At 50.5% G+C, this 26,380-nt stretch carries 24 protein-coding genes; 5 read left to right on the top strand and 19 right to left on the bottom strand.

Translation table 11 applies throughout. The features are described 5' to 3' along the window. Positions 1-91: 91 nt before the first annotated feature. Both SELR_RS00185 and SELR_RS00180 read left to right on the top strand, forming a co-directional pair. Positions 92-1,357, top strand: coding sequence for an LCP family protein (locus SELR_RS00185; RefSeq protein ID WP_014423191.1), 1,266 nt, complete (start codon positions 92-94; stop codon positions 1,355-1,357). Between the two features lie 311 nt (positions 1,358-1,668). Continuing rightward, a complete protein-coding gene (locus SELR_RS00180) occupies positions 1,669-2,904 on the top strand; it encodes an NAD(P)-dependent malic enzyme (RefSeq protein WP_419789605.1) in 1,236 nt (411 codons plus the stop codon). A gap of 58 nt (positions 2,905-2,962) precedes the next feature. Here the strand turns inward: SELR_RS00180 and SELR_RS00175 are convergent, their stop codons facing one another. The 14 genes from SELR_RS00175 to cpaB form a co-directional block, all read right to left on the bottom strand. Beyond that, positions 2,963-3,478: a nitroreductase family protein gene (locus tag SELR_RS00175; RefSeq protein ID WP_014423189.1), complete on the bottom strand. Its 516-nt coding sequence runs from the start codon at positions 3,476-3,478 to the stop codon at positions 2,963-2,965. Positions 3,479-3,587: 109 nt separating this feature from the next. Next, a complete protein-coding gene (gene gyrA, locus SELR_RS00170) occupies positions 3,588-6,017 on the bottom strand; it encodes a DNA gyrase subunit A (RefSeq protein ID WP_014423188.1) in 2,430 nt (809 codons plus the stop codon). Between the two features lie 407 nt (positions 6,018-6,424). After that, entirely contained in the window at positions 6,425-7,645 is a 1,221-nt protein-coding gene (locus tag SELR_RS00165; RefSeq protein WP_158645760.1) for a hypothetical protein, read from the bottom strand. Between the two features lie 207 nt (positions 7,646-7,852). Beyond that, positions 7,853-8,104: a TadE/TadG family type IV pilus assembly protein gene (locus SELR_RS00160; RefSeq protein ID WP_014423186.1), complete on the bottom strand. Its 252-nt coding sequence runs from the start codon at positions 8,102-8,104 to the stop codon at positions 7,853-7,855. An 11-nt stretch (positions 8,105-8,115) separates the two neighbouring features. Then, entirely contained in the window at positions 8,116-8,922 is an 807-nt protein-coding gene (locus SELR_RS00155; protein ID WP_014423185.1) for a Flp family type IVb pilin, read from the bottom strand. A gap of 27 nt (positions 8,923-8,949) precedes the next feature. Next, positions 8,950-9,927, bottom strand: coding sequence for a type II secretion system F family protein (locus tag SELR_RS00150; RefSeq protein ID WP_014423184.1), 978 nt, complete (start codon positions 9,925-9,927; stop codon positions 8,950-8,952). Between the two features lie 12 nt (positions 9,928-9,939). Beyond that, entirely contained in the window at positions 9,940-11,418 is a 1,479-nt protein-coding gene (locus SELR_RS00145) for a TadA family conjugal transfer-associated ATPase (RefSeq protein WP_014423183.1), read from the bottom strand. Between the two features lie 27 nt (positions 11,419-11,445). Continuing rightward, complete coding sequence (locus SELR_RS00140; RefSeq protein ID WP_014423182.1) at positions 11,446-11,895, bottom strand: TadE family protein; 450 nt, start codon at positions 11,893-11,895, stop codon at positions 11,446-11,448. Between the two features lie 81 nt (positions 11,896-11,976). After that, entirely contained in the window at positions 11,977-12,177 is a 201-nt protein-coding gene (locus SELR_RS00135) for a Flp family type IVb pilin (RefSeq protein WP_014423181.1), read from the bottom strand. Positions 12,178-12,221: 44 nt separating this feature from the next. After that, entirely contained in the window at positions 12,222-13,184 is a 963-nt protein-coding gene (locus tag SELR_RS00130; RefSeq protein WP_014423180.1) for a type II secretion system F family protein, read from the bottom strand. 5 nt (positions 13,185-13,189) lie between these two features. Further along, the gene (locus SELR_RS00125; RefSeq protein ID WP_014423179.1) at positions 13,190-14,296 is read right to left on the bottom strand and encodes a CpaE/TadZ family protein; all 1,107 of its coding nucleotides are present in this window, start codon (positions 14,294-14,296) and stop codon (positions 13,190-13,192) included. Between the two features lie 15 nt (positions 14,297-14,311). Then, on the bottom strand, positions 14,312-15,166 hold the full coding sequence (locus tag SELR_RS00120) for a CpaE/TadZ family protein (RefSeq protein WP_014423178.1): 855 nt from the start codon (positions 15,164-15,166) through the stop codon (positions 14,312-14,314). Between the two features lie 27 nt (positions 15,167-15,193). Then, entirely contained in the window at positions 15,194-16,741 is a 1,548-nt protein-coding gene (locus SELR_RS00115) for a type II and III secretion system protein family protein (protein ID WP_014423177.1), read from the bottom strand. 11 nt (positions 16,742-16,752) lie between these two features. Further along, positions 16,753-17,703 (bottom strand): Flp pilus assembly protein CpaB, encoded by a 951-nt coding sequence (gene cpaB, locus SELR_RS00110; protein WP_014423176.1) that lies wholly within the window; start codon positions 17,701-17,703, stop codon positions 16,753-16,755. 273 nt (positions 17,704-17,976) lie between these two features. Here cpaB and SELR_RS00105 point away from each other — a divergent pair, with 273 nt between their 5' ends. Then, the gene (locus SELR_RS00105) at positions 17,977-19,572 is read left to right on the top strand and encodes a sensor domain-containing diguanylate cyclase (protein ID WP_014423175.1); all 1,596 of its coding nucleotides are present in this window, start codon (positions 17,977-17,979) and stop codon (positions 19,570-19,572) included. 43 nt (positions 19,573-19,615) lie between these two features. On the opposite strand, the gene SELR_RS00100 is transcribed toward SELR_RS00105, so the two are convergent. Further along, positions 19,616-20,524, bottom strand: coding sequence for a Ppx/GppA phosphatase family protein (locus SELR_RS00100; protein ID WP_014423174.1), 909 nt, complete (start codon positions 20,522-20,524; stop codon positions 19,616-19,618). Positions 20,525-20,541: 17 nt separating this feature from the next. Next, a complete protein-coding gene (locus SELR_RS00095; protein WP_014423173.1) occupies positions 20,542-21,537 on the bottom strand; it encodes a pyridoxal-phosphate dependent enzyme in 996 nt (331 codons plus the stop codon). 289 nt (positions 21,538-21,826) lie between these two features. Between SELR_RS00095 and SELR_RS00090 the strand changes: the two genes are divergently transcribed. Beyond that, positions 21,827-22,423: an AAA family ATPase gene (locus SELR_RS00090; protein WP_014423172.1), complete on the top strand. Its 597-nt coding sequence runs from the start codon at positions 21,827-21,829 to the stop codon at positions 22,421-22,423. Positions 22,424-22,463: 40 nt separating this feature from the next. Here SELR_RS00090 and htpX read toward each other — a convergent pair whose 3' ends face one another. Further along, positions 22,464-23,312 carry a zinc metalloprotease HtpX gene (gene htpX / locus SELR_RS00085; RefSeq protein WP_014423171.1) on the bottom strand — a complete coding sequence of 283 codons (849 nt, stop codon included), beginning with the start codon at positions 23,310-23,312 and terminating at the stop codon, positions 22,464-22,466. Continuing rightward, positions 23,305-24,024 carry a TerC family protein gene (locus SELR_RS00080; RefSeq protein ID WP_014423170.1) on the bottom strand — a complete coding sequence of 240 codons (720 nt, stop codon included), beginning with the start codon at positions 24,022-24,024 and terminating at the stop codon, positions 23,305-23,307. The genes htpX and SELR_RS00080 overlap by 8 nt, the downstream gene beginning before the upstream one ends. Before the next feature lie 575 nt (positions 24,025-24,599). Here SELR_RS00080 and SELR_RS00075 point away from each other — a divergent pair. Further along, positions 24,600-24,833 (top strand): hypothetical protein, encoded by a 234-nt coding sequence (locus SELR_RS00075; RefSeq protein WP_041914204.1) that lies wholly within the window; start codon positions 24,600-24,602, stop codon positions 24,831-24,833. Between the two features lie 77 nt (positions 24,834-24,910). On the opposite strand, the gene SELR_RS00070 is transcribed toward SELR_RS00075, so the two are convergent. Then, complete coding sequence (locus SELR_RS00070; RefSeq protein WP_014423169.1) at positions 24,911-26,356, bottom strand: glycoside hydrolase family 32 protein; 1,446 nt, start codon at positions 26,354-26,356, stop codon at positions 24,911-24,913. Between the last annotated feature and the right edge of the window lie 24 nt (positions 26,357-26,380).

Raw genomic sequence — 26,380 nt, 5'->3', positions numbered from 1 at the left:
CTTTGCTAGACTTAATTGATTTATAAGAAACCTGCGATATAATTATTATGTATGTACTGAATTCGATGAATAAATCGCTAGAAAAGAAGGTATGATTTTGCAAACGTCCAATATTCCACCGCGCAAGACGAAAAAAAAGCATCGTATCTGGCCCTGGATTGTCATGGTGCTGGTATTTTTAGGTGCCGCTTTGGGTGGTGCTTATTTTGCCAGTAACAGCCTGCTCGAAAAACCAACCACCAACGTAAAACATGAGGAGCTTTTGACTGCCAAGGATAAAGCCACCATCATGATCATGGGGGTGGACGAACGCGACGATGATGTGGGACGCAGCGATACCCTGATGATTGCCTCCATCGATCCCAAGACCAAGCAGGCATCCCTGCTGTCTGTGCCCCGTGACACCCGCGTAAAGATCAAGGGACATGGCTTCGACAAGGTCAATGCAGCTTATGCCTATGGCAAGCAGAGCCTTTCCCAAGATACCGTGGAAAATCTGCTGGGCGTGAATATTGACCACTACATAATCATCAACACCAAGTCTTTCAAAAAGATCATTGATGCCATCGGCGGCATTGATATCGACGTCCCCAAACGTATGCATTACGAAGATCCCTGGGATGATGACGGCGGCCTCATCATCGATTTCCAGCCCGGCATGCAGCATATGGATGGTGCCAAAGCCGTTACCTATGTGCGCTATCGGGATGAGGAAGGTGACCTGGGCCGTATCCGCCGTCAGCAGGACTTCGTACGGGCCTGCATGGACAAGGTTCTGTCCCCGGCCATCATTCCCAAACTGCCGTCTGTCGTTAAGGAAATCATGGAATCCATCGACACGGACCTGAGCCTGCGCCAGATCCTGGAGTTTGTCGGCACACTGAAGGAATCCAAGGAAAACGGCCTCAAAACCGATATGGTCCCTGGCAAGCCCATGTATATCGATGGTGTCAGCTATTGGATTCCCAATCTGAACAAGCTGCGCATGACGGTAGCAGACACCTTGGGCGTTTCCCTGAGCGGCCGTTACAAGACCAAGATGGAAGCGGATATCCGGGAATACGAAAGCAGCATACCGGCAGGCGCCAGCGAAGTACCAGCCAGCGATACCTCTATTGGCCGAGCAAGACCTTCCGACAGCAGCAAGAGCCGCCGCCGCGAGGATAAGACCGACACGGATAAACGTACAGGCGAACGGGAAACCATTGATCGCAGTGAACGCAGCCGCACGGAAGAACGCTTGGAACGCGATACCAGCGAAACCACGCGTCCATCCCGCCGTCAGTCCGTTCCTGCTGCAGACAATGCTGAAACCTCAGCCCCTACGCCCAGCGCTGGCGTAGGCAAAACCCGTTGATTGCGTAAATATCTATCATAACCATAAAAATCCGGTATGAATTTTCCCTGCCCTTTGACGGCCCGACCGTCCTGACAGCAGGAAAAGACATACCGGATTTTTGCTTTTATAGCCAGTATTCATAGTGTATATCTATTGTTTCTATTAAAAATTTATATTTGTCTTTTCGTGCAGGATGTTTATAATGTTATATATTACAGTTGCAATATATATCTCTCACTTTTTAACAATAACTGTAAATTGTAACAAAACATACAGACTTGTGAATGCAGTTTGCTTACAATATGCTCTTGGAAACGGAAAGGAAGTACATTATGAGTAACGTAAACGAAAATGCTTTAAAATTACATAAAGAACACCAAGGAAAGCTGGCCATCACCAGCAAAGTTCCCCTGACCAGCAGAGAAGATCTGACGCTGGCCTATAGCCCGGGCGTAGCTGCGCCTTGCCTGGCCATCAAGGAAGACAAGCGCAAGGCCTATGACTATACCAGCAAGGGGAATATGGTAGGCGTAGTGACCAACGGCAGTGCCGTATTGGGCCTTGGCAATATCGGTGCCCAGGCGGGGATGCCCGTAATGGAAGGCAAGGCCATCCTCTTCAAGGCATTCGCCGGTGTAGATGCCGTCCCCATCGCTTTGGACACCGAAGTCCCCATGGAAGTCATCAAGGCCGTCCAGCTGATGGCACCGAGCTTTGGCGGCATCAATCTGGAGGATATCAAGGCCCCGCAGTGTTTTGATATCGAAAAAGAACTCCGGAAAACCCTCGATATCCCTGTATTCCATGATGACCAGCACGGAACGGCCATTGTGGTGGTGTCTGCCCTGATCAACGCCTTCAAGATCGTAGGCAAGGACTTTACCACGGCAAAATTCGTCATCAATGGTGCCGGCGCCGCGGGACAGGCCATTACCCGCCTGATCCACAGTGCCGGCGGCCGCAATATCATCCTCTGCGACTCCCGCGGGGCCATCTATGAAGGCCGTCCCAACGGCATGAATCCCTATAAGGACGATATTGCAAAAATAACTAATCCCACCCATGAAGCAGGCCCCTTGAACGCCGTGATCCGCAAGGCGGATGTCTTTATCGGCGTATCCGTGGCGGGCTGTGTCACCCAGGATATGGTGCGCACGATGGCTCCGGATGCCATCGTCATGGGCATGGCCAACCCCGAACCGGAAATCCTGCCCCATCTGGCAAAAGAAGCCGGGGCCCGCATTGTCTGCACAGGCCGCTCTGACTTCCCCAATCAGGTCAACAACCTGCTGGCCTTCCCGGGCATCTTCCGCGGTGCACTGGACGTACAGGCCAGCACCATCAACGAGGAGATGAAGATGGCTGCTGCCCGGGCCATCGCCTCCCTGATAAGCCCGTCAGAACTGGACGAAGACCATATCATCGCCAGCCCCTTCAACCCCGATGTAGCCCCCACTGTAGCTGCCGCAGTAGCTCAGGCCGCCCGCACTACTGGCGTGGCCCGCAACTGGGATATCACTCCGGAAATGGTGGCCGAACATACCCGTGAACTGTTGAAAAAATAAACAAACCAAAAAATCCGCTGAAATCAGCAAATGAACTGATTTCAGCGGATTTTTTGCTTTAAAGATATGTCACCATTTCCTTGATGTCACGGGAGGCTTCATGGAGTGGAGCAGGTTTGACACCTTCGGCCGCATAGCCAAGGGGCATCAGCAGCACCAGCTGCTCATTGTCGGGCAGATTGAAGGCCTTGGCGATTTCCGTGGGAGCGAAGTAATTCACCCAGCAGGAGCCGATGCCCTGTTCCCAGGCCGCCAGCATCATATGGGTGGCAGCGATGCTGATATCCTGAACCCCGGCGCAGACGCCCGCTTCCAAGGGATTCTGCCATTCCAGATTCTTGTCACAGGTAATCATCAGCACAGTCTTGGCACCGAAAATACACTTGCAGAGGCTGTTGATTTTCGCCAGCGCTTCCTCGCTCCGAAGTACATATACCTTCTGAGGCTGCTTATTGCAGGCCGTAGGTGCCACGCGCCCTGCCTCCAGGATCACATCCAGCTTTTCCTGTTCCACCGGCTGATCCGTGAACTTGCGGACGGAAAAACGCTCTTTGGCCAGTTTCATAAAATCCATACATATCCCTCCTGTAAAGTCGCAATACTACAATTTAATTTTACCACTCTTAATAAATTGAAGCAACAAAAAGAGGAACCATGATGATTCCTCTTTTCCTTACTTCAATTTAGTTGTCTTTCTGCTCCAGCGTAGCCATAGACGCAACCTTGTCATTCTCTGCCGTAGTCATGAGCTTGACGCCCTGGGTGTTGCGGCTGATGACGGAGATGTCATTGACATTGGTGCGGATCACGATACCGTCAGTGGTGATGAGCATGAGCTCGTGTTCCGGACGAACCACCTTGATGCCCACCACATAGCCGGTCTTTTCCGTGACCTTCATGTTGATAAGGCCTTTGCCGCCACGGGTCTGAGCGCGGTATTCGTCGGTGCTGGTACGCTTGCCGTAGCCGCATTCCGTAACCGTGAGAACCTCGGCATTGCGTACAAGGATATCCATGCCTACCACTTCATCGCCCATGGACAGGGTAATGCCCTTGACGCCGCGGGCGGTTCTGCCCATGGCACGGACATCGTCCTCGGAGAAGGCGATGGCCTTGCCCAGCTTCGTGCCCAGCATCAGATAGCTTTCACCATCCGTGAATTTGACGCCCATGAGGTCATCATCATCATCGAGGTTGATGGCGTTGAGGCCATTCTTGCGCAGGTTGCTGAACTCGGACAGGGAGGTCTTCTTGACGATACCCTTGCGTGTAGCCATGAAGAGGTAGCGGTCCGGATCAAAGCCCTTGACCTGAATGACTGCCGTGATCTTCTCGCCCTGATCGAGCTGCAGGAGATTGATGATAGCCGTTCCTTTGGCGGTACGGCTGGATTCGGCAATCTCGTAGGCCTTGAGGCTGTATACGCGGCCGCGGGTAGTGAAGAACAGGATGGTATGGTGTGTCGTGGTGATCAGCAGATTTTCCACGAAATCCGTTTCCTTCGTGCCCATGCCCTTGATGCCCTTGCCGCCACGGTTCTGACGTCGATAGGTATCCAGCGGCATCCGCTTGATATAATTGTTATGCGTCAAAGTGATAACCACATCTTCTTCGGCGATGAGATCTTCCACATCAATTTCCGAAGTATCAATGGTGAGCTTCGTACGACGGTCATCACCGAACTTCTCTTTGACAGCTGTGAGCTCTTCCTTGATGATGTTCAGGATCTTCTGTTCATCAGCCAGGATAGCTTTGAAGTTTTCGATGGCTTTCAATGTTTCCTGATATTCTTCCTCGATCTTTTCCCGTTCCAGACCGGTCAGGCGCTGGAGACGGAGGTCGAGAATTGCCTGTGCCTGCTTATCGGAGAGCTTGAACCCAGTCATCAGCGCTTCCTTGGCGATATCCGCCGTGCGGCTCTCGCGGATGGTGGTGATCACCGCATCGAGATGGTCGAGGGCAATGGTCAAGCCTTCCAAAATATGGGCGCGGGCTTCAGCCTTTTTCAATTCGTACTGAGTACGGCGGGTGATGACCTCTTCCTGATGCTTGATATAATAATGGAGCACCTGCTTGAGGTTCAGTACCTGCGGCTTGCCGTCTACGAGGGCCAGCATGATGACACCGAAGCTGTCCTGCAGCTGCGTGTGCTTGAAGAGCTGGTTCAGGATGACATTGGCATTGGCATCCCGGCGCAGATCGATGACGATATGCATACCATTGCGGTCCGATTCATCCCGCAGGTCAGTGATACCCTCAATCTGCTTGTCGCGGACGAGCTGGGCAATCTTTTCGATCAGACGTGCCTTGTTGACCTGATACGGAAGTTCTGTCACCACGATACGGGGCTTGCCGTTGCTCAGGGTTTCAATATGAGCATTAGCGCGCATCTTGACGATGCCACGGCCCGTAGTGTAGGCCTGTTTGATGCCCTCTTTGCCCAGGATAAGACCGGCCGTGGGGAAATCCGGTCCCTTGATGACCGTCATGAGTTCCTCAATGGTGGTATCCGGATTGTCAATGAGCATCAGGGTGCCATCGATAACCTCCCGCATATTGTGGGGCGGGATATTTGTAGCCATACCTACGGCGATACCGGAGGTACCATTGACCAGTAGCTGCGGGAACTTGGCCGGCAGCACGGAGGGTTCCTTCAGGGATTCATCATAGTTGGGAACGAAGTCTACGGTTTCTTTGTCGATATCCTGCAGCATCATCTCGGAAATCTTCGACATGCGGACTTCCGTATAACGCATGGCAGCGGCAGGGTCGCCGTCTACGGAACCGAAGTTGCCGTGACCATCAGCCAACATATAACGCATGGAGAAATCCTGCGCCATGCGGACAATGGCATCATAAACAGACGTATCACCATGGGGGTGATATTTACCCAAAACTTCACCGACGATACGGGCCGATTTCTTATAGGGCTTCCCAGAGCCCATGCCCGCTTCCTGCATGGCGTAGAGAATACGGCGGTGTACCGGCTTCAAGCCGTCCCGCACATCTGGCAGGGCACGAGCTACAATAACGCTCATCGCATAGTCGATGTAGCAGTTCTTCATCTCGTGTTCCAGATTGACGGGGACAATTTTTCCCTGTTCAAACTCCACAATCTCACCTCAAAATCTTACTTTCATTATCGTAAAAATTATCTTGATTAACAAAATTACTAGCTTCTTATTATAACATTTTCACACAAAAAAGTCCATCAATGCCGATAAAATAAGCATTGACAGACCTTTGACAATCGTATAATATCTAAATCAGGTGCTGTTTGGCGGTCAATATATGCCCTCAACTGGGGGTACGCCTATGAATGAGTTAATTGTTGTACTACTTCTGATTCTGCTCATCCTCATAGAAATGAAAAAATAAACCGCCCTAGCGCTCAAACTTTGGCGGTTTATCAAAAAAGTAAATTCGTCTGAGGGCGGCCGCTAGGCGGCACCTTCTTTAGGTATATTATAGCATTTGCCTTACGCATAGGCAAATGCTTTTTGTTTCATTGATGTATATTTTAAATGGTTATACTAGCTCTGCCTTTCAGATAGAATACATCCTTCTGCGGGTTGTTATATTTCGTCAATCTCACGACACCGAAATCATCATATTGCGCATCACCTAAATTAATTTCAGAATTTTGATAAAAGATCTGTAAATCCGCATCCGTTTCTGACGATTGTATTTCCGGCATTGTTATGACATTGCCAGCAGCATCCACAATACTCTGGGCAATGATTATGCCCTGAAACTTATGATTATTGCCCTCCACATGCACGGGACTGTTAGGCGCATAGATAATCCCCCGGAAATCAGCCTCCAGATTCAGGGTCACGGTTCTGGACTTTCGTCCCACGCCACGTTCACCTATCCCATCTCCATCTTCATCTTCCCCCACAGGGCCATCATAGACAAAAATCATGGGCCGGTAAAGATATTTATCGTTAGATTTTATGGTATTATCTGCCTTGATATTGATGCTGATATCCCGTACCGTATTTGTCACCCATTTGTTTCCGCTTTGCGTATTATATTCCTCACTTTCAATGCGGACAAACAGCGGGTCCAGCTCATTAGGCTCATCCGTATATATATTATAGGAAATCTCCGCTGGGGATAAACTGGACAGATTCCGCACTTTATAAGGATTGATCACGTTAATTACCGAACCGATGCGGGAAAACACCAAAGTTTTTGCCGTTTCCTCACCAAACAGATTTGTCAGCTTGTCGTAGAATTTCCCCCATAAGGAAACACCGCCTTCATTCTCCTCTAACACATCACCATTGCTGTCCACTATCCGCCAGTTGGTAAGTTTTATGCCATTATCGTATAAAACAACTCGTGCATCTTCCGGTGTCATAGTGTCAATCTTGTCCAAATCCCAATTGTCAGTTAACTTGTTCTCCGATTGAAAATCAGGCTTGAAATTTATCATCAGGCTTCTCATATTATTGTTGATCGTTGCCTCACCGTCCATATTGAAGACTTCCTGACGAGTGCCATCGGCGTTATAGGTAGGGCCTTTATTGGTGAAGCTCATTTGCTTGATTTCCTCATAGCTTTTGCCCTTGTAGTGTTCCTCCAGATTCTGAAAGGTGGCAAAGTTATATGCATCCGCCACCTCTGAAGCCTGTGTATACAAATCCACACCAGCCAAGGCAGAAGCTGTATTTTTCGCGGTAGCCCATGTCTCTGCTTTTACTTTCCAACCATCAGGCAGAAGTGCCTCCGGCAAGAATATCCTTGCAAACTGAAACCCTATTTCATCCGTCAGTTCCACTTTATAGTAATATTGGGAAATCTCACGATTTTGAGTTTGTAATATCGGATTGTTAGCATGCAATATGACTTTCTTACGCAGTTCTGTTTTAATATTACTGCCACCGGTTTGCCACTTGCCATCAGTATCCAAGGCTAAAAGTCGATTTGCCCCTGCATCTGCCTACGCACTGGACTCTGAATTGATATTCTGGGCCAAAGCCGGCACATCGGATACAGGGATAAGCCTTGCCTTCTGGTCACCTACTAATTCCACGCCTGCCAAAGCCGCCGCATCAGCTGCATTCTGCATATAGGATTTATGCAGATACCCACGTCCGATATCAATGGCCATACCGGCAAAAAGAATCAAAAAAGGCAGCGCCAGCGCCACAAAGACAAGTACTGTCCCTTTTTCAGCCAACTTTCCTTTCATGATCCCACCTTCTATTCCGTAACTACGATATCCACCAAGCCCTCCGCCCCCTGGCGAATCCAGCCATCAGGATAGTCAACCTTATTATTGCTTTTATCTTTTTTATTGCGGCTAGCCCAAATATGGACAGCACTGACCTTTCCCTGACTAACTTCAAAGGCACAACGCACACTAACCGCCCATGTCTCATTATTTTGCACGGTATTATCCTTTATCCCATAAGGGTCAATGAGGTCATCGGAGAAAAAGTACCGCTGATCCGACTCCAGTGTCTTATTTTTCTCCGATGAGATCGTATAGTTTCCCTCCAGCCAGTTGACAATATTATCCTTAGACACCTCATTACCAGAAAATTCGGTCTTGACTGCCCCATTTTCACCTGTACTTTTGATGTTATAGTCAAAAAGCAGGATTCCTTGTTTTAACCCTTTCTCAGAATTATATTTGTAATTTTTAAATTTGAGATCATTTATAAACATACCGCTAGATGCTGACGCATCCTTGCCCAAAAAAGCGCGTGCCAGATTTCTCAGGCTTGCCTCATCCAATGCTATCCGCTGCGCATTGTCTACCTTCGACAGCTCCGTATTACTTATGGTGCCATATCTAATAATGTCCTCTGCTGTGGGGATCGTACTGCTTAAAGGTGTACCGCTTAAATAGCTCCCCACACGGTCATATGTTTTACTTACCTGGGGGAGCAGACTGGAATCATGGAACATAAAGAACATCCCCACTGCAAAAAGCGCCACCAGTCCCCACTCTACCACGGACTGCCCCTTTTCCCCCTGCACTATTTGCCGTAACCTGCTCATCATCCTGTCCACACCTCCATACAAAAAATTCTACTTGCTCAGAGATCTCAGCAAAGTTAAAGCCGATGGGAAAATCACCATAACAAAAATAGAAGGGAAAATAAACAGGATCATCGGGAAAATTATCTTCACAGGGGCTTTCAGCGCTGCCGCCCGCACATTCTGCCGATGCCTGTCCCGCATATTATCCGCCTGCTGTTTCAGTGTCCGGGACATGCTGGTACCTAGATGTTCCGCCTGAATCACAGACGCAGTAAAGAGATAAAGTTCCTCCAGATCACAACGTCTGGCCAGTTGGTTCAGCGTCCGCTGGCGGTTCATGCCCATGCTCATATCCCGCAGCATCCGGCGGAATTCATCCATCAGCGGCCCCTTCATGCGGTGCACGATTTTAGCCACGGCCCCATCAAAGGACAAGCCAGCCTGCACACTGACACAAAGGAAATCCAGGAATTCCGGCAGCTGCTTGCGCAGAGCTGCCTGCCGTCGCCGGATGGCTGACTGCAGCAAGGCAAAGGGAACAGCTCCCCCAAATGCCAGCCCAATTGCCACGATTGCAATTTTTTGAGATAAGTACGACAGATTAAAGATATGAATGAAAAAAATGCCCAGCAAGCCACCCAAAGCTACAGCCATAACCCAGCAGGCTGCCAACCGCTGCACACTCCATTTGTCCTGCACACCCAGATGCAGCAGCATATTTTCCAGCATATGGCTTAATTCCCGGGGAGCAAACTGCATCAGCCACGCTTCTGTGCTGGCCATCAGGGGACGGATTACACGTTCACGGAAGGTCTTGTCCCGCAGATAATAGGCATCATCCTTAGATACATCCACGGTCACCTTGCGCTTCTGCTGTCTGGCAGCCATCCGCTGGGCCTCGGCTTTGGCAATCATCTTCTCCAGATGGCGCCTGGTCTGCATCTGCGGCCTTCTGGCGGCATATACCAGCAGGGCAAGCATCATCATAAAGAGCGTTGTCACCAGCAACGATAGAAAAAAAATCATCCTGCTCCCCCCTCAGCCTCTGCGGAATATATCCCGGGGCAAATCCACCCCGTTGATGCGGAATTTCTCCATAAATTGCGGCGTGAAGCCCGTAGCTTCAAAATGCCCCACAGACCTGCCATCCTCATCAATGTAATCCTGCACATAGCGGAAAAGATCCTGCAGGATGATGGTATCCCCCTCCATGCCCTGTACTTCCGTAATATGGGTGATCTTGCGGCTGCCATCCTGAATACGGGACTGCTGGATGATGAGATTGATAGCCGAAGAAATCTGGGTGCGCACCGCCCGCACCGGCAGTTCCATTCCCGCCATCAAGGTCATGGTTTCCAGACGGGAGAGCACATCCCGGGGACTGTTGGCATGGGCCGTGGTCAGGGAGCCGTCATGGCCGGTATTCATGGCCTGCAGCATATCCAGAGCCTCACCGGAACGAACCTCACCGACGATAATGCGGTCAGGGCGCATGCGCAGGGCATTGCGCACCAGATCGCGGATAGTCACGGCACCAGTGCCTTCAATATTGGCCGGACGTGATTCCAGCGTTACCACATGGCGCTGCTGCAGACGAAGTTCCGCCGCATCCTCGATGGTGACAATGCGTTCCCGAGAAGGAATGAAGGACGACAGTACATTCAGCGTTGTCGTTTTGCCGGAACCTGTGCCCCCGGCCACCAAAATATTCAGCCGCGCCTTGACACAGCCTTCCAAAAAGACAGCCATGGCCTCATTCATACTGCCAAAGCCAATCAAATTCTCCACAGAAAGAGCCTTTTGGGAAAATTTACGGATAGTCACCGCCGGCCCCACCAGCGAAAGGGGCGGGATGATGATATTGACACGAGAACCATCTGACAGACGTGCATCCACCAGAGGAGAAGACTCGTCCACCCGCCGCCCCAAAGGGGCCAGAATCCGCTCAATGATATTCATCAGATGCGCTTCGTCATAAAAGCGCGTATCGGACAAAAGCAGCTTTCCATCCCGTTCTACGAAGATATCCTTAGGCCCGTTGACCATGATTTCCGTGATTGTCGGATCTTTCAGCAACGGCTCCAGCGGCCCCAATCCCAGCAATTCATCACAGATATCGTCCACCATGGACATGCGCTCAGCTCTGGACAGGCCATAGTTATTCGTGGCCATTTCCCGGTCAAAATAAGCAGATATCAGATTCTTGATCTGTTCCCGGGCTTCTTTGCCCTGGGCAATCAATTGCTGTTCCGCCACCGTCATTTCATCCACGATCCGACGATGGATGGCCAGCCTCAGTTCCTGTATCTGGTCAATCTGCACAGCCGCTGGCCGTCGGCCGGCAAAAGCCGAGGCCATTTGGACCTGAGCAGGTACACGCTGCTCAGACATCCGGGAATAGGTCCGTGCTGTATCCTGTTCCTGCTTTCCTTCTGCTGACAGCTTCTTTTCCCGCCGTCCCTCCACCTCTTTGATGGCATCTTCTTTTGTTCTTCCCAAACGCTTTAAAAGCGACATAACATCTCCACCTCAATGACCTGTAGCTCAGGGGCTGCTATTATTAACGCTGGCAGCTTCCTTTTCCAGCGGCATGGTGCACTGCAGCGGCGCCAATTCTTCCGGCAGGGGTTTCAGCGCGCCCAAAACACTGTCATCTCTGGTCAGCTCAACCTTCACCGTCACGAAACGCAGCTCATTATTATTATTCGGATCACTTTTCAGCTCCGCCGAAAATTGCGGCCTGTAAAGCTTTGTCAGCGGCGTCGCATAATGTCCGACAACAGTACCTGTATTGCTGTTCAGTCCATCAATCAAGGTCTGCCGTTTGTCTGCAGACTGCATGGCAATATCCCTGGCCGCCTCCCGCACCGCCGTACTGTATTGCAAATAATCAGCATAGACAAAACCGCCATAGATCATGCCGAGAATCAGCAGGAGAAACAACGGTATAACCAGGGCAAACTCCACTGCCGACTGCCCTTTCTGCCATTTCACCAGACTCACCCCCTAAACATTTGCTATAGCTAAGAAAGAGCTTCCCATAATTCAGAAGCTCTTTCCTGCAAAACTCATACATCAATTATTGGTTGGTGCCGAACTACTAGCATTGGTAATGGTATTGCCAGTATCATTGAACAAATTCTTGACTGCATTGCCAATCGTACTGTTATCCCCTAAGGCAATCACGGCAATAGCCACGACGAAGGCCAAAATCAGCGCGTACTCCACTACGCCCTGAGCTTTCTGCCCCCACATAATACGAATATACTGGAACATATCATCCACATCCTTTCATTGTAAGACAACAACATCTATTTCAATTATACGTCTACATGAACGATCCTCTGAATCACCACATAGCCGATAATCTCCAGAATAAACGACCCCGCCAGCGCCAAGCGCCCAAAAGGATCATTGACCAGCAGCATCAACTGTTCCGGCTTGAAAATATAAAGCAGCAGCGCCATAACCCAGGGGATAACCAACAGTACCCAGGCCGATAACCGGCCCTGTGCCGTCAGGGAGAAGATCTCCCGCTTCATGCGCACGCGCTCCTGAATGGTATCACTGATACTGTCGAGAATCTGGGCCAGATTGCCGCCCACTTCCCGCTGAATCAGCACCGCTGTAACCATCAGATCCAAATCAGCACTGCCCACCCGCCGGCTCATGGCCTCCAGTGCGGCTTCCAAGGGAACACTCATGGCCACTTCTCGGGAAACCTGAGCAAATTCATCGCTGATGGGCGGCTCCATTTCCCGAACCACCACATCCACAGCCTGCGGAAAACTATATCCCGCCCGCAGGGCATTGGCCACGGTGGTCAGACAATCACCCAGCTGCTCGGTAAAGGCATTGCGGCGGCGATATATCCGCCAGGAAACCATTACCCAAAGCGAGACAGCAGCCAACACTGCCCAAAGCAAGGACACCCCCGCTTGCAAAGTCAGCATCCAGGCGATAATGAACACCACGCCGGCACTGCCTGCTAATAAAACCATAAATTCGCCGCCCAACAGGGGAATTCCTGCCTGCCGCATGCGAAAATCCAAAACCTGCACCGGACCACGCTCGGCAATGGGGGCCGCTGCCTCTTTCAGCCAACGGCGCAGCCGCTCAATCATATATGGCTTTTCCGTATCCATCTGGCCGGCCGTGATAATGCGATGGCGCCGCAGGCGATAATAGACATTCATCCGCCGGATATGCTGCACGTAGATGACGGCAATAACGACCAACAGTGAGGCAGCCAAAGCCGCAATAATTGACGAAAAGATAACCATGCCCCTCACCTCCTGCCGCTGACGATATCATCGGCCAGGCCGGCAAGGGCCTGCACATATGGGGTATGCTCCGGCAAATCCTTCATGATCCTGCCGCTGCCGGTAACATCAACGATGCGCCGCTCCTGTGGCAATATCATCATCACCTTGCGCCCCAGTTCCCCCTCCAGCTTCGCCTTATGTGCCGGTGTACAGTTCTGCACGCCGGAAAATACAGGATAGATTTTCTTCCCATAGGAATCCCACATATGCAGCATCTTCATGGAACGCTTCATATGCCATACTTCATGACCACTGTTCACCATGGAAACAATAAAATCTGTATCGGCACATTCCGCCAGAGCCAGGGAAATGGGATTAAAGCCCATGGGCAGATCCAGCAAGACATACCGGAACAGGCTGCCCGCCATCCGCACCACATCGATCAATCTGTCAGCCTCCACCAGTTCTGCATGTTCCGGCTGCAAAGGGCCACTCATAATCCAAACGCCATTGCCTAATGGATGGAAATAAGGCTCCAATGTCGCCGGTGTCAGCAGCTTTATATCATGGGTGGCCTCTACCACATTGTGCTGGGGAACGGCATCAAAGAACATCGCCACATCCCCAAACTGCAGATCCGCATCGATAAGAGCCACCGACTCTCCGCTTTTTTTGGCCAGTTCCAAGGCCAATATCGTGGCCATGGTGGTCTGACCAGCATGCCCCTTGGGGCTGAAGAACGCCATGGTCCGGGTTGGCTTGAGCTGGCCCCGCCGCGTGGCGATTTCCAGCGCCTTACGGATATCCGGTGTGTGGAAGGGCTTCAGCATGCAGCCGTCACCGCCTGCCGCCAATACCTTCTCAGCCACATCGGCTTTCCAGTTTTCCATCAGCCCCAGCACATGGGCTTTGGGATAAGTCTCGATAAAATTAGGAACCAGCTCCACAGCGCGGGAATCGTCCACATCCAGCAGAAACAGATTTGGGCGGAAGACACTGCTCTGCCCCAAAGCCATTTCTACATCATGGTAGGTCGAAGCCAGGTCAAATTCATCATCAGCTTTCAGGGTACCTGCCATAAGGGAGAGCATCTCATCATTACGTTCCACCAGAACCACACGATAACTCAAATCCGTCACCTGCCTTTATCTTGCCAAATAGGCCTTTTGCCTGTTGACTTTCCGCCATAACCTGGAAATAAAATTCTTCTTTTCCTGCTGGGAATTTTCCTTATGCTGATCCTCTGTGTTCCGACGGTTGGTAAATCTGTCCACCAACCGCCAATAACTCTGTGTCAACGGGGATAAAGGTACGGAATAGAGCAGCGGTCTGCCCATACGGATGGAAGTGGTAATCGCCTGATAATCGTAGGGGAGATGATGAAAAAACTCTGCCCCCAGCAGCCGTTCCACATCCTGGGCCTTAATATAACGGTCAGGATCAGCCTCATTCTCCACCAGGCAAATCTTGCGCTCCTCATATTGGAAGCGCAGCAAGGTATCATAACCGACCTTGTAATTCTTGACTGCCGGCAAAAAATCCATAACCCCCACATAGGTAATAACCGTGCTCATGTCCAGCAACGACAGATTCAGCGTGCTGAAAACTGCCGTCATATCCAGAACGATAAAGTTAAAGCCCTTCATGGAGCCGATAATTTTTTCCACGGCCTCCACACTTACCTGATACGCATCGTTTATTTCCCTTGGGGGAGGCAGAACAGCAAAGGATGTTTCGCCGCATCTGTATTCTGTCAGATAATCATCGATGCGAAAATTCTCCTCATCCTGTAAAATCGCCCGTTGGGCATCGGCCAGCGTAATATCGCTGACCATGTCCAGATATCCCATCACATCGCCGAACTGCAGATCCAGATCAACCAAGCAGGTACGATAGCCTTCCTCGGCCAGTCCTGCTGCCAGATTGATCGCGGTAATCGTCTTGCCACTGCCAGAGGATGTACTGAATACAGCGATAATGATACTTCTTTGACCTTGCATATCATTAACTCCTTCCTCTGTCCGCTGTTATTTTTTCGGCAGAACATCCCGATGCAAATATCTGCCCAACACGGAATTGGAATCCTGCGCCATTTCGGCTGCTGCCTGTCCGGCCGCCACTTTTTCCTGGGCAGTATCAACAGCCTCTGCTGCCATTTCCGGTGCCTCAGTCTGGGGCGTCGGCTCTTCATTGAGATCCACCTTGTTCATGGCCGCCTTTTCCTTACGGCTCTTGGCGTAAAAATCCTGCATATCCTTGGACATCTCTGCCTGAGAACTGCTTTCCTCATTCACCAGACTTGTGGTCACCAGAATAATCAGTTCCTGCCGGTCACGGGTATGGGAAGTATATTTGAAAAACTCACCAATAATGGGCACATCCCCTAAAAAGGGGAACTTGCGCACTGTCTTGTAATCACGGGAGTCCATGAGGCCGCCGATGACCATGGTGGAACCAGAAGCCACCGTGACTACGGCATCCGCCCGCCGCCGATCCAGAATGGGCTGATTGTCCACCGTTTCCCCGCTGGGCATACTGACCTCCGTATGGATGGCAGAAACAATACGGTTTTCTGCATCCACCACCGGTTTGAACTGCAGGATAATACCATAATCCTTGAAGGATGTGTTCGGATTGCCGTTGCTGTCCCTTGTGGTATAGGGAATCTCCCCGCCCACCTGAATAACCGCCGCCTCGCCACTCATGGTGGTAATGCTAGGCCGCGACAGGATCTTGGCCTTGTTCTGGGTGACCAGAGCCCGCAGGGCCACGTTAATATCCCCCCGGTGATCCGTAAGCCACTTCCATGGATTATTGCGGAAATGAGTCCCGTCGGAACCATAGCTCTCGCCCGCATAGAACACTCCCGGTGCACTAAGGAGGTTGGAACCGGAACCATTGCCATAGACAAAGCCCAAATCCTTGTTTTCCTCAGGATTGATGGCGATGACCTGTGCTTCCAGTTTGATCTGGGAAGGATGCTTCATATGCAGAAGATCGATAACCGCGCCTGTGGCATTCAGTGTATTGCCGCCTACAGTGCCGCTGCCCGAGGTCTTGGCAGAACTCTGTGTATCCAACCGCACATTGGCATTGCTGCCTACGGTAATATTCGCGTTGCCGTCATTGCCATTTACAAATAACTGGGCCGTCCGCACGGCATAATTGCGTTCATACTGATTTTCCACCGTGCCGGAGAGCAATACCTTGCCACCGACCATTTTAACCCGCACCCCCGGCAGGTTGATGGCTTCCTGAATTACCTTGGCCTGTCCCACGTCCTCAGGCGACACGCCCACAATATACTCATAGCGGGAACCATCCTCTGTCCAGACAAACAGCGATGTAGTGCCGGCCTTATGGGCCACCACCAGGAACTCACTGCGGGAGGAAGGAACCTGGACAATGGTGGCAATATTCGGATCACCTATGGCAATCCTCGTAATGCCTCCTGGCATGGACATATAACGGGAGCTATGCTCCCCTACAGACAACAAGTCCGCAGCTGCTGCCGTACCCCAGAGGCAGCAGCCTGCCAATATACCGCTGATCAATCCCTTTACTTTCCCTTTCAAACCGACCACCCTCAATTCGCAACTACTTTATCACCCTGAATGACTTCATATCCCCCGGAAGACGGCGCCGTCGTAACGGCCGGCGCGCTGGGCGCTGCTGCCGGAGCAGCGGGCGCCGCCTGGTAAACCACCCGCGGGGACTCTGACCTGGCCGGTGCAGGACTTGCTGCTGTCGCACTGCTCCGTTCCGACCGGTTTGTCGTATAGGCATTCAGGAAATTCCCTGTATCCTGAGCGTGGAAGGGACGCAAGGCCAGATAGATTTCTCCCACGGCTGCTGCCGAGATAAGCTGCAGCATATCATCAGGTTCCAAGGCCAAAGTAGCAATAGCCGGTTTGCTTTTCTTGGCATTATTATCTTTATCGGTCTTACCGCTATCCTTGTCCTGGGACGCATTCTGGTTGATTCCCAGCAACAGGACATTCTTCAGCAGAAAATGGCTGGTAGCTCCGTTTGTGCCTTTCTCCACCAGAATTACATCCACGTAATCCCCTGGTTTGGCAAAACCGGCCACCCCGGTAATCTCAGAGATGCCCACGGACACAGCCCGGCAGTTCTCCGGGATTTCCCCCACAAAACCGGTCTTTTGCTTGTCCACCATAAGCTTGGACAGGGTGATGACATCTCCCGCATAGATATTGGATGCCGCCGGCTGCCCCACCACCTCGCTGGTGTTCATCATTGCCCCCTTGGGAATAGCATCTACAGGCACATCCCGCAGCTCCAGCATATCGTCCTGGATAACCGTATGGGATGGTATATCCTCCCGGGCCATCACCACCTGAATGGTGGCCGGCTGATTTACAGGATTAACTTTGGCAGCGATTTCATTGTTGTTACGCGCCATGCCGGTCAGCGCAAAATAAACAGCAATAAATATAACTACTGCAGTTCCTCCCGCCAGCATAAGCAGCTGTTTGGGCTGCAAATCATTAAGCACATCCATAAACTTGGAAAACATCGGCCTCACCCTCAATTCTGCATCTGTTAGCACTAAAGATTAGAGAAATTATCTGTATTATTTTAACAATGTAACTTTTTTCTTATTATAGCACTTCAGCCCCATTTTCGCAATATTTTTGCACATTCATAATAGACATTTGTATATTATCTGTTAATTTTTTCAGATTATCTTCAGAAATTCTTTTTGTCCATAGCCAAAAAGCCCAAACAGCGGTATAATGTTATAAATATCTAAATTATCGGATAATCCGTTACAAAAGAGGTGTCGCAGATGAATAAAAAAAGTATTCATAAAAAATTACTTATACTTCTGATCATTATGGGCATGCTGCCTCTGCTGTCAATTCTCGTCTACGGAGGCCTGCGTCTCACCACCCATATGGAAAGACACGCACAGGAAACTGGCTGGATGAACAACAACCTGGTCAGCGAACACCTGAGCAACCTGCTGCAGAATAATTTTTACGCGCTGCAGACATTGGCCGGTGCCCCGGTTATCCAAAACTACCTGAAAAATCCCACACCAGAAGGAGAAACACTGATCCGGCAGCTCTTCCGCAATAATGATGAACTCTTTCACGACAAAAACCTCACGGCCCTCACAAAAACCAATGGCCAGCAGGTGATCCGCAGTGATAACACTCCCCTTATCAATGCCGCCCAACGCCATCATTTTCAGGAAGCCATGGCAGGACATAATTTTGTCTCCGACGTGATTGTCAGCATGTCCACAGGCAAGATGATCGTCGTGCTGACCGTGCCGGTCTTTGATAGCAACCATCAGGTCATTGGTGTTCTGCAGCGCAACTACAGCCTGGACAGTTTTGAGACTTATCTCCAGACGCAGAGCGATAACAATATAAATTGTATGGTTATGGACAGGGAAAACAAGATCATTGCCCATTCCTCCGATAATGTCAAAGCCGGTGACGATGCCGACGAATACAAGCATATCATTCGCCTTTTGGACAGTGACCATGGCAGCATCCTCACGGAGCTGCATGACAAGGAATATATCGTAACTTACGCACATCATCCCATAACGAATTGGGTAATCGTCACGACCCAGCCTTGCAGTGTTATCTACCAGAGCATCAACAATGAAGTTGCCAAGGCCGGTATCATCGGCTTATTGCTGCTGATCCTCCTCAGTATCGTGGCCAATTTTGTCGCCGCCCGCCTGACCACTCCCATCCGCAAAATCTGCCAGGTTATCACGGATATTGCCAAGGGAAAAGACAGCCAGACACAGCTTAATTTCCTATCTGAAGACGAAATTGGCGAAATGTCCATAGCCATCAATGAAATCCGCGCCATGCGCCATAACCTGAAACAAACGGCGGAAACAGATGTACTGACTGGATTATGCAGCCGGACAGCAGTGGAAGCAGATTGCCGCAAACGCCTGCAGGAATACGAAGAATCCTTTGCCCCCGGCATGCTTGCCATCTTCCTCATCGATCTGGATAACTTCCAAAAAGCCAGCAAGGACGAAGGCCATCAGTACGGCAACCGCATTCTGCAGAAATTCGCACAGGGATTAAAAGAAATCTTCCGTGCCTATGACTGCATCGGCCATTTGGATGGGGATGAATTCGTCGTCATCATTGACCATCAGAATGACCTGAGCATCATCAAACGCAAGGCCGATGAAATCAATCAAATGACCAAGAAACTTGCTCTGGACGGCGATAATCTGGAAATGACCGCCAGCATCGGCATTGCTGTAGCCCCGCAGAATGGCAAGACCTACAATCATCTGCTGCATGCCGCCGACCTGGCCCTGTTCGCCGCCAAGGAAAAAGGCCGCGACTGCTATATCATCGCCGGCGAAGCAGAAGGCGAATTCGATAATCTGCCCAAATGACGCACAAAAAAACAGGCTGACAATCAGCCTGTTTTTTGCATTATTATTTGCCAATGATCTGATCGTAAATATAACCTTCCCGCACCCCTGAATCACTGTAGGTAATCCAGTGGCTCTGGAACCGCCGGGCCAGCACATTGGCGATGACCAGCCCGGGAATGATGGTCTGAATACGCTCCGGCACCGACCGCATCAGGGCCACAGTCATTTCCTGTGTCAGCCCCAGATCCGTCACAAATGTGCTGATAAGGGTGCGGATATTCCGCGTTTCCAGCCGTCTGTTGGCCGCTGGCAGATTGAACAGCTCATTGTTGAGGGCACAGGCCCCCTTGAAGGTTCCCCCAATGCCTACGATTTCCGCCTCGCAGACATTGCAGAAATCTGCGGCAGCCCCCACCGTAGCCTCCGCTTCCCCATACATCTCCATACACTCACTCATGGTGGGCAGGATGGAACTGACGTATTTCTTGGCAAAGCCCAGGGAGCCGATGGGCAGGCTGGTCTTATGCTGGATCTGCCTGTCCCGATAGGTGACAATCTCCGTACTGCCGCCACCAATATCAATGAGCAGTCCTGAGTCATTATTCAGGCTATGGGTAGCCCCGATAAAGTCCAAAGTAGCCTCTTCATCGCCGCTGATCACCCGGATATTTATGCCTGTGCGCCGTTCAATCTCGCCCACGGCCTCCCGGCTGTTTTTGGCATTGCGCAGGGCGGCCGTGGTGAAAGCTGCCACCTGTGTGATCTTGAAACAATGCAGGAGTTTCTTATACTCCTGCAGGATCTCCACAGCCTTATCAATACCCTCCGGCTGCATGACGCCATCTTCCACATAGGAAGCCAGACCGACGGTATTCTTCCGCTTCATCAGCTGTTCGAAATGACCGCCTTCTATCAGATAAACGGCCATGCGGATGGTATTGGAACCAATGTCGATTATCCCGTGCAGCATAGGAACTCTCCTATAAGTCAACGTTTCAGGCCGCTGCCCGTCATGGGAATAACTACCTTGTAGTTATCCGGCTTGCCTTCCGCAAAGAACTTCTCGGCACCGGCTACTGCTGCTGCCGAGGTCAACTCCACATAGACGCCCTTGGAGCCTAAATATTTCTTGGCCTTGAGGATTTCCGCATCCTCCACGGTCACCACATCGCCACCGGTCTGCTTGAGGATTTCCAGCATGGTGGTGATGCGCTTCGGTCTTTCAATGCGGATGGCATGGGCAATGGTGGTCTTTTTCGGCTGTTCCTCCACCACCTTGAAGGCTTCATAGAGCGGTGCACACTTAGAACTCTGCACCGCCACGAAATGTGGCAGACGCCCCAGTTCCATAAAGCCCAGGTAAAGGCCGATCAGCATGGTGCCATTGCCCACGGGCATGATGACATATTCCGGAATCTTATTGCCCAGCTGCTTATACATTTCCTTGGCCATAGACCGCATACCCTCGAAGAACAAGGGATTATAGACATGGGAAGCATAATAGGCATCCCCCAGGTTCTTCTTAACGGCAGCGCAGGCATTCATGCGGCCATTAGGCACCTTGACGATCTTTGCCCCATAGGCCTCGATCTGCTTGTTCATTTCCGGGGAGATATCGTCCGGCACATAGACCGTGCACTCAATCCCCGCCGCCGCTGCATAAGCAGCAATGGAAGCGCCGGCATTGCCTGCCGAGTCCAGAGCAATCTTCTTGATGCCCAGATAATGGATCTCATTGATCAACGCATGAGCACCACGATCCTTGAAGGAACCCGTGGGCTGCAGGTTTTCCAGCTTCAGCAGCACGTCAAGTTTCCCCACCTTCAGCGGCAAAAGCGGCGTTTCCACTTCCCCCAAAGTGATTTCGCCATGTACCTCATCCATCGGATCCTTATGCAGGCGGAACATTCCCCCGCACTCACACATATAGGAATGCGTGTTCAACGGATATGGCTTCTTACATTTCTCACAATAAAAATACATTGTGAACCCCTCCCAGAAATTGCTCAAATTCTTGCTATATCTATGATTGAATGCTAATTTATCTATTCGCCATTTCTCCCTGAATCCCTCTTTTCTATGCCATTTTCCACAAATTTACAGAAATTGCATTTTTTCTCTTGAAATGGATAGGCAAGTGTTGTATTATAAAAGAGGGAGAACAACGACATCTAGTATGTTGTTGTAGGCAGAAGGTATAGAGGCGGCAAAAGCGGGAACGTTCGGTAGTTCCCGCTTTTGTGTTTTCTATGTGAAAAAGGGACGTATAAAGATGGAAAACAAGATCTACGCACTGATGGGTGCGCAAGCTTCCGGCAAAGCCACCATGGCCGCCGAACTGAAAAAAATGGGGATACACTTTATTCCGGTCTACACTACACAGGATTTCAGCGAACATAAAACCAACCGATGCCAGGTACACCGGGAAGATTTCTATAAAACCGTCAGCCGGGAGGAATTTTCCCAGCTGGATCTGGTTGTGGAATTCACCCATAAAGGTGAATCCTACGGCTATCGGAAAGATGATATTCTAAATTCCCTGCGGGATCATACCATCAGCATGATGATCCTCGAAATCACTGGGCTCAAGCCTATGAACAAGCTGATCAAGAAAAAACTGGCCACAATCTTCCTGATGGTGGATTATGTCACTTTGGTAGACCGCCTGTTGCGGCAGGGGTATAACAACGACGAAATAAAATATCACCTGCAGTATGCAGAGAACAACAAGGAATTCGATCTTTGGAAGATATGTACCCATATCATCCGCAACACCTGCGACAAGGAAACGGCACTGATCCAGATCCTGTCGATCATGGGATTGACCATGCCGCTGCCGCAGGCACAATTCATCGAAATGACAAAATAAAAATCTGACCGGTCAAATTTTGACCGGTCAGATTTTTTTATCAGCGTCCGTTAGCCTGGGCACGCAGGCGCGCAATGCGCTCGCGGGTTTCCGGATGGGTGCTGAATAGTTTCTTCATGGAAGACATGGCCCCGGAGAAGGGGTTGATGATGAACATATGGGCTGTAGCCGGTGTGGCATCGCTCATCTGGCGGCCATGCAGGGCATAATACTCGATTTTTTCCAGGGCATCGGCCAGATAATTGGCATTGCCGCAAATCACAGCACCGTCATGGTCAGCCTCATATTCCCGAGAACGGGAAATAGCCATTTGGATAAGGCTGGCGGCAATCGGTGCCAGAATGACCATCAGCAAAGCCGCAATGGGATTACCACCCTCATCATCGTCACTGCGCCCGCCAAAGAAAGCAACGAACTGGGCAGCATAGGATATGACCGTGGCCATCATAGCCGCAATCGTCCCCGTCAGGATATCCCGGTTCTTGACATGGGCCAGCTCATGGCCTAATACACCGGAGAGTTCATTGTAATCCAAAGCCTGCATGATGCCCGTGGTCACGGCTACCGCCGCATGGGAAGGATTGCGCCCCGTAGCAAAGGCATTAGGCGTGTCTTCATTGATGATATACACCCGGGGCATGGGCAGCTGGGCATTGGCGGCAAGATTCTCCACCAGACCATAGAGCTGCGGTGCATCTGCCCGGCTCACTTCCCGGGCATTATACATCTTGAGGACCATGCTGTCGCTGAACCAATAGGAAAACATATTCATTCCCAAGGAAATCATCAGCATAATCATCATACCACTTTTGCCACCCACCATACCGCCGATGAAAATCATCATAGCACCAAGCAGCACCATCAACATCAGGGTTTTGAGGTTATTCATGTTCCGTCACTCCTAACTTATTTTCCTTCTTATACTTCTGATTCAGATAATAACCGATACCTAGGACTAAAGCCACAAAGAGGATTTTCAGCCCCAGCGCATAGTCGATGAGATACATGCCTAAGCCTTTATCCGCCGTCATCAGTTCTGCCGCCGTCCAGCCCAGGATTGCCGCGCCTGCATAGATCAGGGCAGGTACTTTCTGCATCAGCTTGAGGAAGATCTGGGCCCCGCATAAAACAATGGGGATGGAGATCAGCAGGCCGACGATGATCAGACTCCATTTGCCCTCCGGCACAGTATTGGCCACTCCGGCCAAAGACAGGATATTGTCGATGCTCATGATGAAGTCAGCAATCAGAATCGTACGCACCGCAGCGCCAAAGCTGGCCGGTGCCTCGCCTTCCTCCGTATTGTCCTTGTGATCCGTCACCAGTTTCACGGCGATATACAGAAGAGCCGCCCCGCCGATAAACTCGATATAAGGTGCAGCCAGCACACTGGTGGCAAACAGGGTACATACGATACGGATGAATACGGCGCCAAAACCACCGATAAAAATTGCCTTCTTCTTATTATGCTCCGGCAGATTCTTGCAGGCCAGAGCGATCAGGATCGCATTATCCCCGGAAAGCAGGATATCCAACAACAATATCCCCGACAATGCTGCAAACCATTCGGGACTAAACATCCCTGCAAAGATATTTTCCATTTCTAACCTTCCAACTCCTTCTTCATTGTACAAAAAGACCTTGCCTTACAGATAACTTGAAAAAGCTCCTGCAAGACAAGGTCTCGCTTACTAAATAATCATAGCCGGCCATACCGGGTGTCCTGCACCGTATTGACGATATCTGACCGTTCAGCTACTCCCCTTGTTCGGGATACATTTATAGTTTATCATACCCGGGCCAAAAGTCAATACTTTTCCGCATCAACTATAACAAATAACTTTAATCAATGTTGCATTTTTGACTGATTATAATTATTTATATGACCTAATGACAAAAATCCTGCCAAAAACGCCAAAAACCGTCAAAAACAGGCGAGATTGTTACTTAAAACCGAATTACTGGAAATAATTCCATCAAAATTAGGACTTATGGGGAATATTGGTAACTTTTGGTACTTCACAATCATCATATCTTAGTGTATACTGTATATTGAGTTGTTGAAGAATACTCTATTCCTTTGCTTCGCTAACAACAAGGAATGCATAAGCAGCCGTCCCTGATAATCCCCAATAGGCAGCTTATGCGATGTTTTATTTGTTGGAGGTGTTTCCCCATGATAGTCGATAACGTCCGCGTTATTATCGAGAACGGAACATTTTCGGCGGAAGATGCGCAGTATTATATCAACCGGATCAAGAAGACCTCAAAATTTTCCCTGAAGAAGGTCATCTTCAATCGGACTGATGCGTATCTCGACATTCGTTATTCGTTTGAGTCAATCCCCTTCGACCGAATTAGACGAATTCCTCTGAAAGAAACGTTCGAAGATCGCGCAGTAAACAACTGACGTACGGCTTCCCCAGCCGTTTTCTGACAGGAATAAGCCCCTGAAACCAATGGTTTCAGGGGCTTATTCCTTTATTTTTATTTGTTGAATTTAAAGCTGTCCAGCTGCCAGATCTTGCCATTCAGGGATTTGAGTTCCCCATCGGCAGCCACCGTCAGTTCCGGACGGATATTCTTCTCCGGGAATACCAGGATGCTGGCGGCTTCTTCACCATGTTGGAAGAATACTTCCACCGCCGTCTTGTCCACAAAGATCTGCAGGGACAGGTTTTCATCGGCAAAGAGCTTGAAGCGGCGCACGCCCCGGCCGCCGTTTTTCATTTCATTGCGGTCAATGGACATGGTCTGTTCCTTGCGGTCATAGATAAAGCGCAATTTCTCCGTGCCGTAAGCCAGGGTGGTCACGATTTCCTTGCTTTCACCGAGATCCATATCCAGCAGGATTTCCGCCGTGTCAAAGAGCGGACGGCTGATCTCACAGACATGTTCTGCCTCCAGCTCCACTGCCGTTTCGGCAATGCGCAGATCCTTCATTTCCCGGGCCGGGCGGGAATAGATATGGCCCTGACGCAGCCGCAGTTCCCGGGGCATGGTCAGGCTGTACTGCCAGCCCTGTTCTGCCGTAGGATACTCGTTATCCTTATCCGGCATCCCCATCCAGCCGATCAGGATCTGGCGCCCCTCATGGGTGAGCACCTGCGGGGCATAAAAATCAAAGCCGCGATCCAGTTCCTGGAATTTCGTATGCTGCATCATGTCCATGCTGTCCAGGGAAAGATGGCCGGCAATATAACCTGCCTGATAGATGTTCTGACGGTCAAACTCCCGCGCGTCAAGGCCCTGGGGGCAGAAGATCAGCACATCATAGCTGCCGAACTGCACGAGGTTGGGACATTCCCACATATAACCGAAATCCCCCAGACGGTTCTTGATCTCGCCCAAGTTCTTCCAGCCCTCTGCCGTTTCTTCGTAAATCAGCACCGTGCCTGTTTCATCGGCTTCCCGCTGGGCTCCGATCACAAAGTAGCGCTTGCCCCGGCGGGTAAAGATATAAGGATCGCGGAAATGGCCTGTGATGCCTTCCGGATGGTCGGGAACGATGATTTCCTCCTTCTCCACCTTATCGCCCTTCAGGCTGCCAAAACGCTGAGCCGGAATGCGCACGCCATCTTCCTTGCGGTTGCAGGTGTAGAGCACTCTGAGGCGTCCGTCTTCCACCGTGCCGCAGCCGGAGTAGCAGCCGTCTTTATCGTGTACATCATTGGGCCACAAAGCCAGTTCCGGCGTGCTGTAATGGACGAAATCCCGCGTAGCCGTATGGGCCCAGCATTTGTTCTTATGCTCACACCCCAGCGGATTCCACTGATAGAAGATATGATATTTCCCATCATAATAAGCCAGCCCGTTTGGATCATTGATCAGGCCAAAGGGCATTTCCAGATGGAAGCGGTTATGCCAGCGGTGTTCCAAAGGGAAATTTTCCTTTAATTTCGCATCTATTTCCTGTTTATTGAATTTTTCCATGGTATTCACCTTCCTTTACCAAAA

It is taken from the genome of Selenomonas ruminantium subsp. lactilytica TAM6421 (assembly GCF_000284095.1).
Lineage (GTDB): Bacteria > Bacillota > Negativicutes > Selenomonadales > Selenomonadaceae > Selenomonas_A > Selenomonas_A lactilytica.
Note: the sequence above shows the minus strand (reverse complement) of the source record. Positions and strands in the feature narration are given on the sequence as shown.

What these genes read in the sequence shown, in the direction of transcription:
- SELR_RS00185 (WP_014423191.1), top strand. Translation starts at nt 92, where the DNA reads ATGATTTTGCAAACGTCCAATATTCCACCGCGCAAGACGAAAAAAAAG.
- SELR_RS00175 (WP_014423189.1), bottom strand. Translation starts at nt 3,478, where the DNA reads ATGGATTTTATGAAACTGGCCAAAGAGCGTTTTTCCGTCCGCAAGTTC.
- SELR_RS00160 (WP_014423186.1), bottom strand. Translation starts at nt 8,104, where the DNA reads ATGAAAGGAAAGTTGGCTGAAAAAGGGACAGTACTTGTCTTTGTGGCG.
- SELR_RS00155 (WP_014423185.1), bottom strand. Translation starts at nt 8,922, where the DNA reads ATGATGAGCAGGTTACGGCAAATAGTGCAGGGGGAAAAGGGGCAGTCC.
- SELR_RS00150 (WP_014423184.1), bottom strand. Translation starts at nt 9,927, where the DNA reads ATGATTTTTTTTCTATCGTTGCTGGTGACAACGCTCTTTATGATGATG.
- SELR_RS00145 (WP_014423183.1), bottom strand. Translation starts at nt 11,418, where the DNA reads ATGTCGCTTTTAAAGCGTTTGGGAAGAACAAAAGAAGATGCCATCAAA.
- SELR_RS00135 (WP_014423181.1), bottom strand. Translation starts at nt 12,177, where the DNA reads ATGTTCCAGTATATTCGTATTATGTGGGGGCAGAAAGCTCAGGGCGTA.
- SELR_RS00130 (WP_014423180.1), bottom strand. Translation starts at nt 13,184, where the DNA reads ATGGTTATCTTTTCGTCAATTATTGCGGCTTTGGCTGCCTCACTGTTG.
- SELR_RS00120 (WP_014423178.1), bottom strand. Translation starts at nt 15,166, where the DNA reads ATGCAAGGTCAAAGAAGTATCATTATCGCTGTATTCAGTACATCCTCT.
- cpaB (WP_014423176.1), bottom strand. Translation starts at nt 17,703, where the DNA reads ATGTTTTCCAAGTTTATGGATGTGCTTAATGATTTGCAGCCCAAACAG.
- SELR_RS00105 (WP_014423175.1), top strand. Translation starts at nt 17,977, where the DNA reads ATGAATAAAAAAAGTATTCATAAAAAATTACTTATACTTCTGATCATT.
- SELR_RS00100 (WP_014423174.1), bottom strand. Translation starts at nt 20,524, where the DNA reads ATGCTGCACGGGATAATCGACATTGGTTCCAATACCATCCGCATGGCC.
- SELR_RS00095 (WP_014423173.1), bottom strand. Translation starts at nt 21,537, where the DNA reads ATGTATTTTTATTGTGAGAAATGTAAGAAGCCATATCCGTTGAACACG.
- SELR_RS00090 (WP_014423172.1), top strand. Translation starts at nt 21,827, where the DNA reads ATGGAAAACAAGATCTACGCACTGATGGGTGCGCAAGCTTCCGGCAAA.
- htpX (WP_014423171.1), bottom strand. Translation starts at nt 23,312, where the DNA reads ATGAATAACCTCAAAACCCTGATGTTGATGGTGCTGCTTGGTGCTATG.
- SELR_RS00080 (WP_014423170.1), bottom strand. Translation starts at nt 24,024, where the DNA reads ATGGAAAATATCTTTGCAGGGATGTTTAGTCCCGAATGGTTTGCAGCA.
- SELR_RS00075 (WP_041914204.1), top strand. Translation starts at nt 24,600, where the DNA reads ATGATAGTCGATAACGTCCGCGTTATTATCGAGAACGGAACATTTTCG.
- SELR_RS00070 (WP_014423169.1), bottom strand. Translation starts at nt 26,356, where the DNA reads ATGGAAAAATTCAATAAACAGGAAATAGATGCGAAATTAAAGGAAAAT.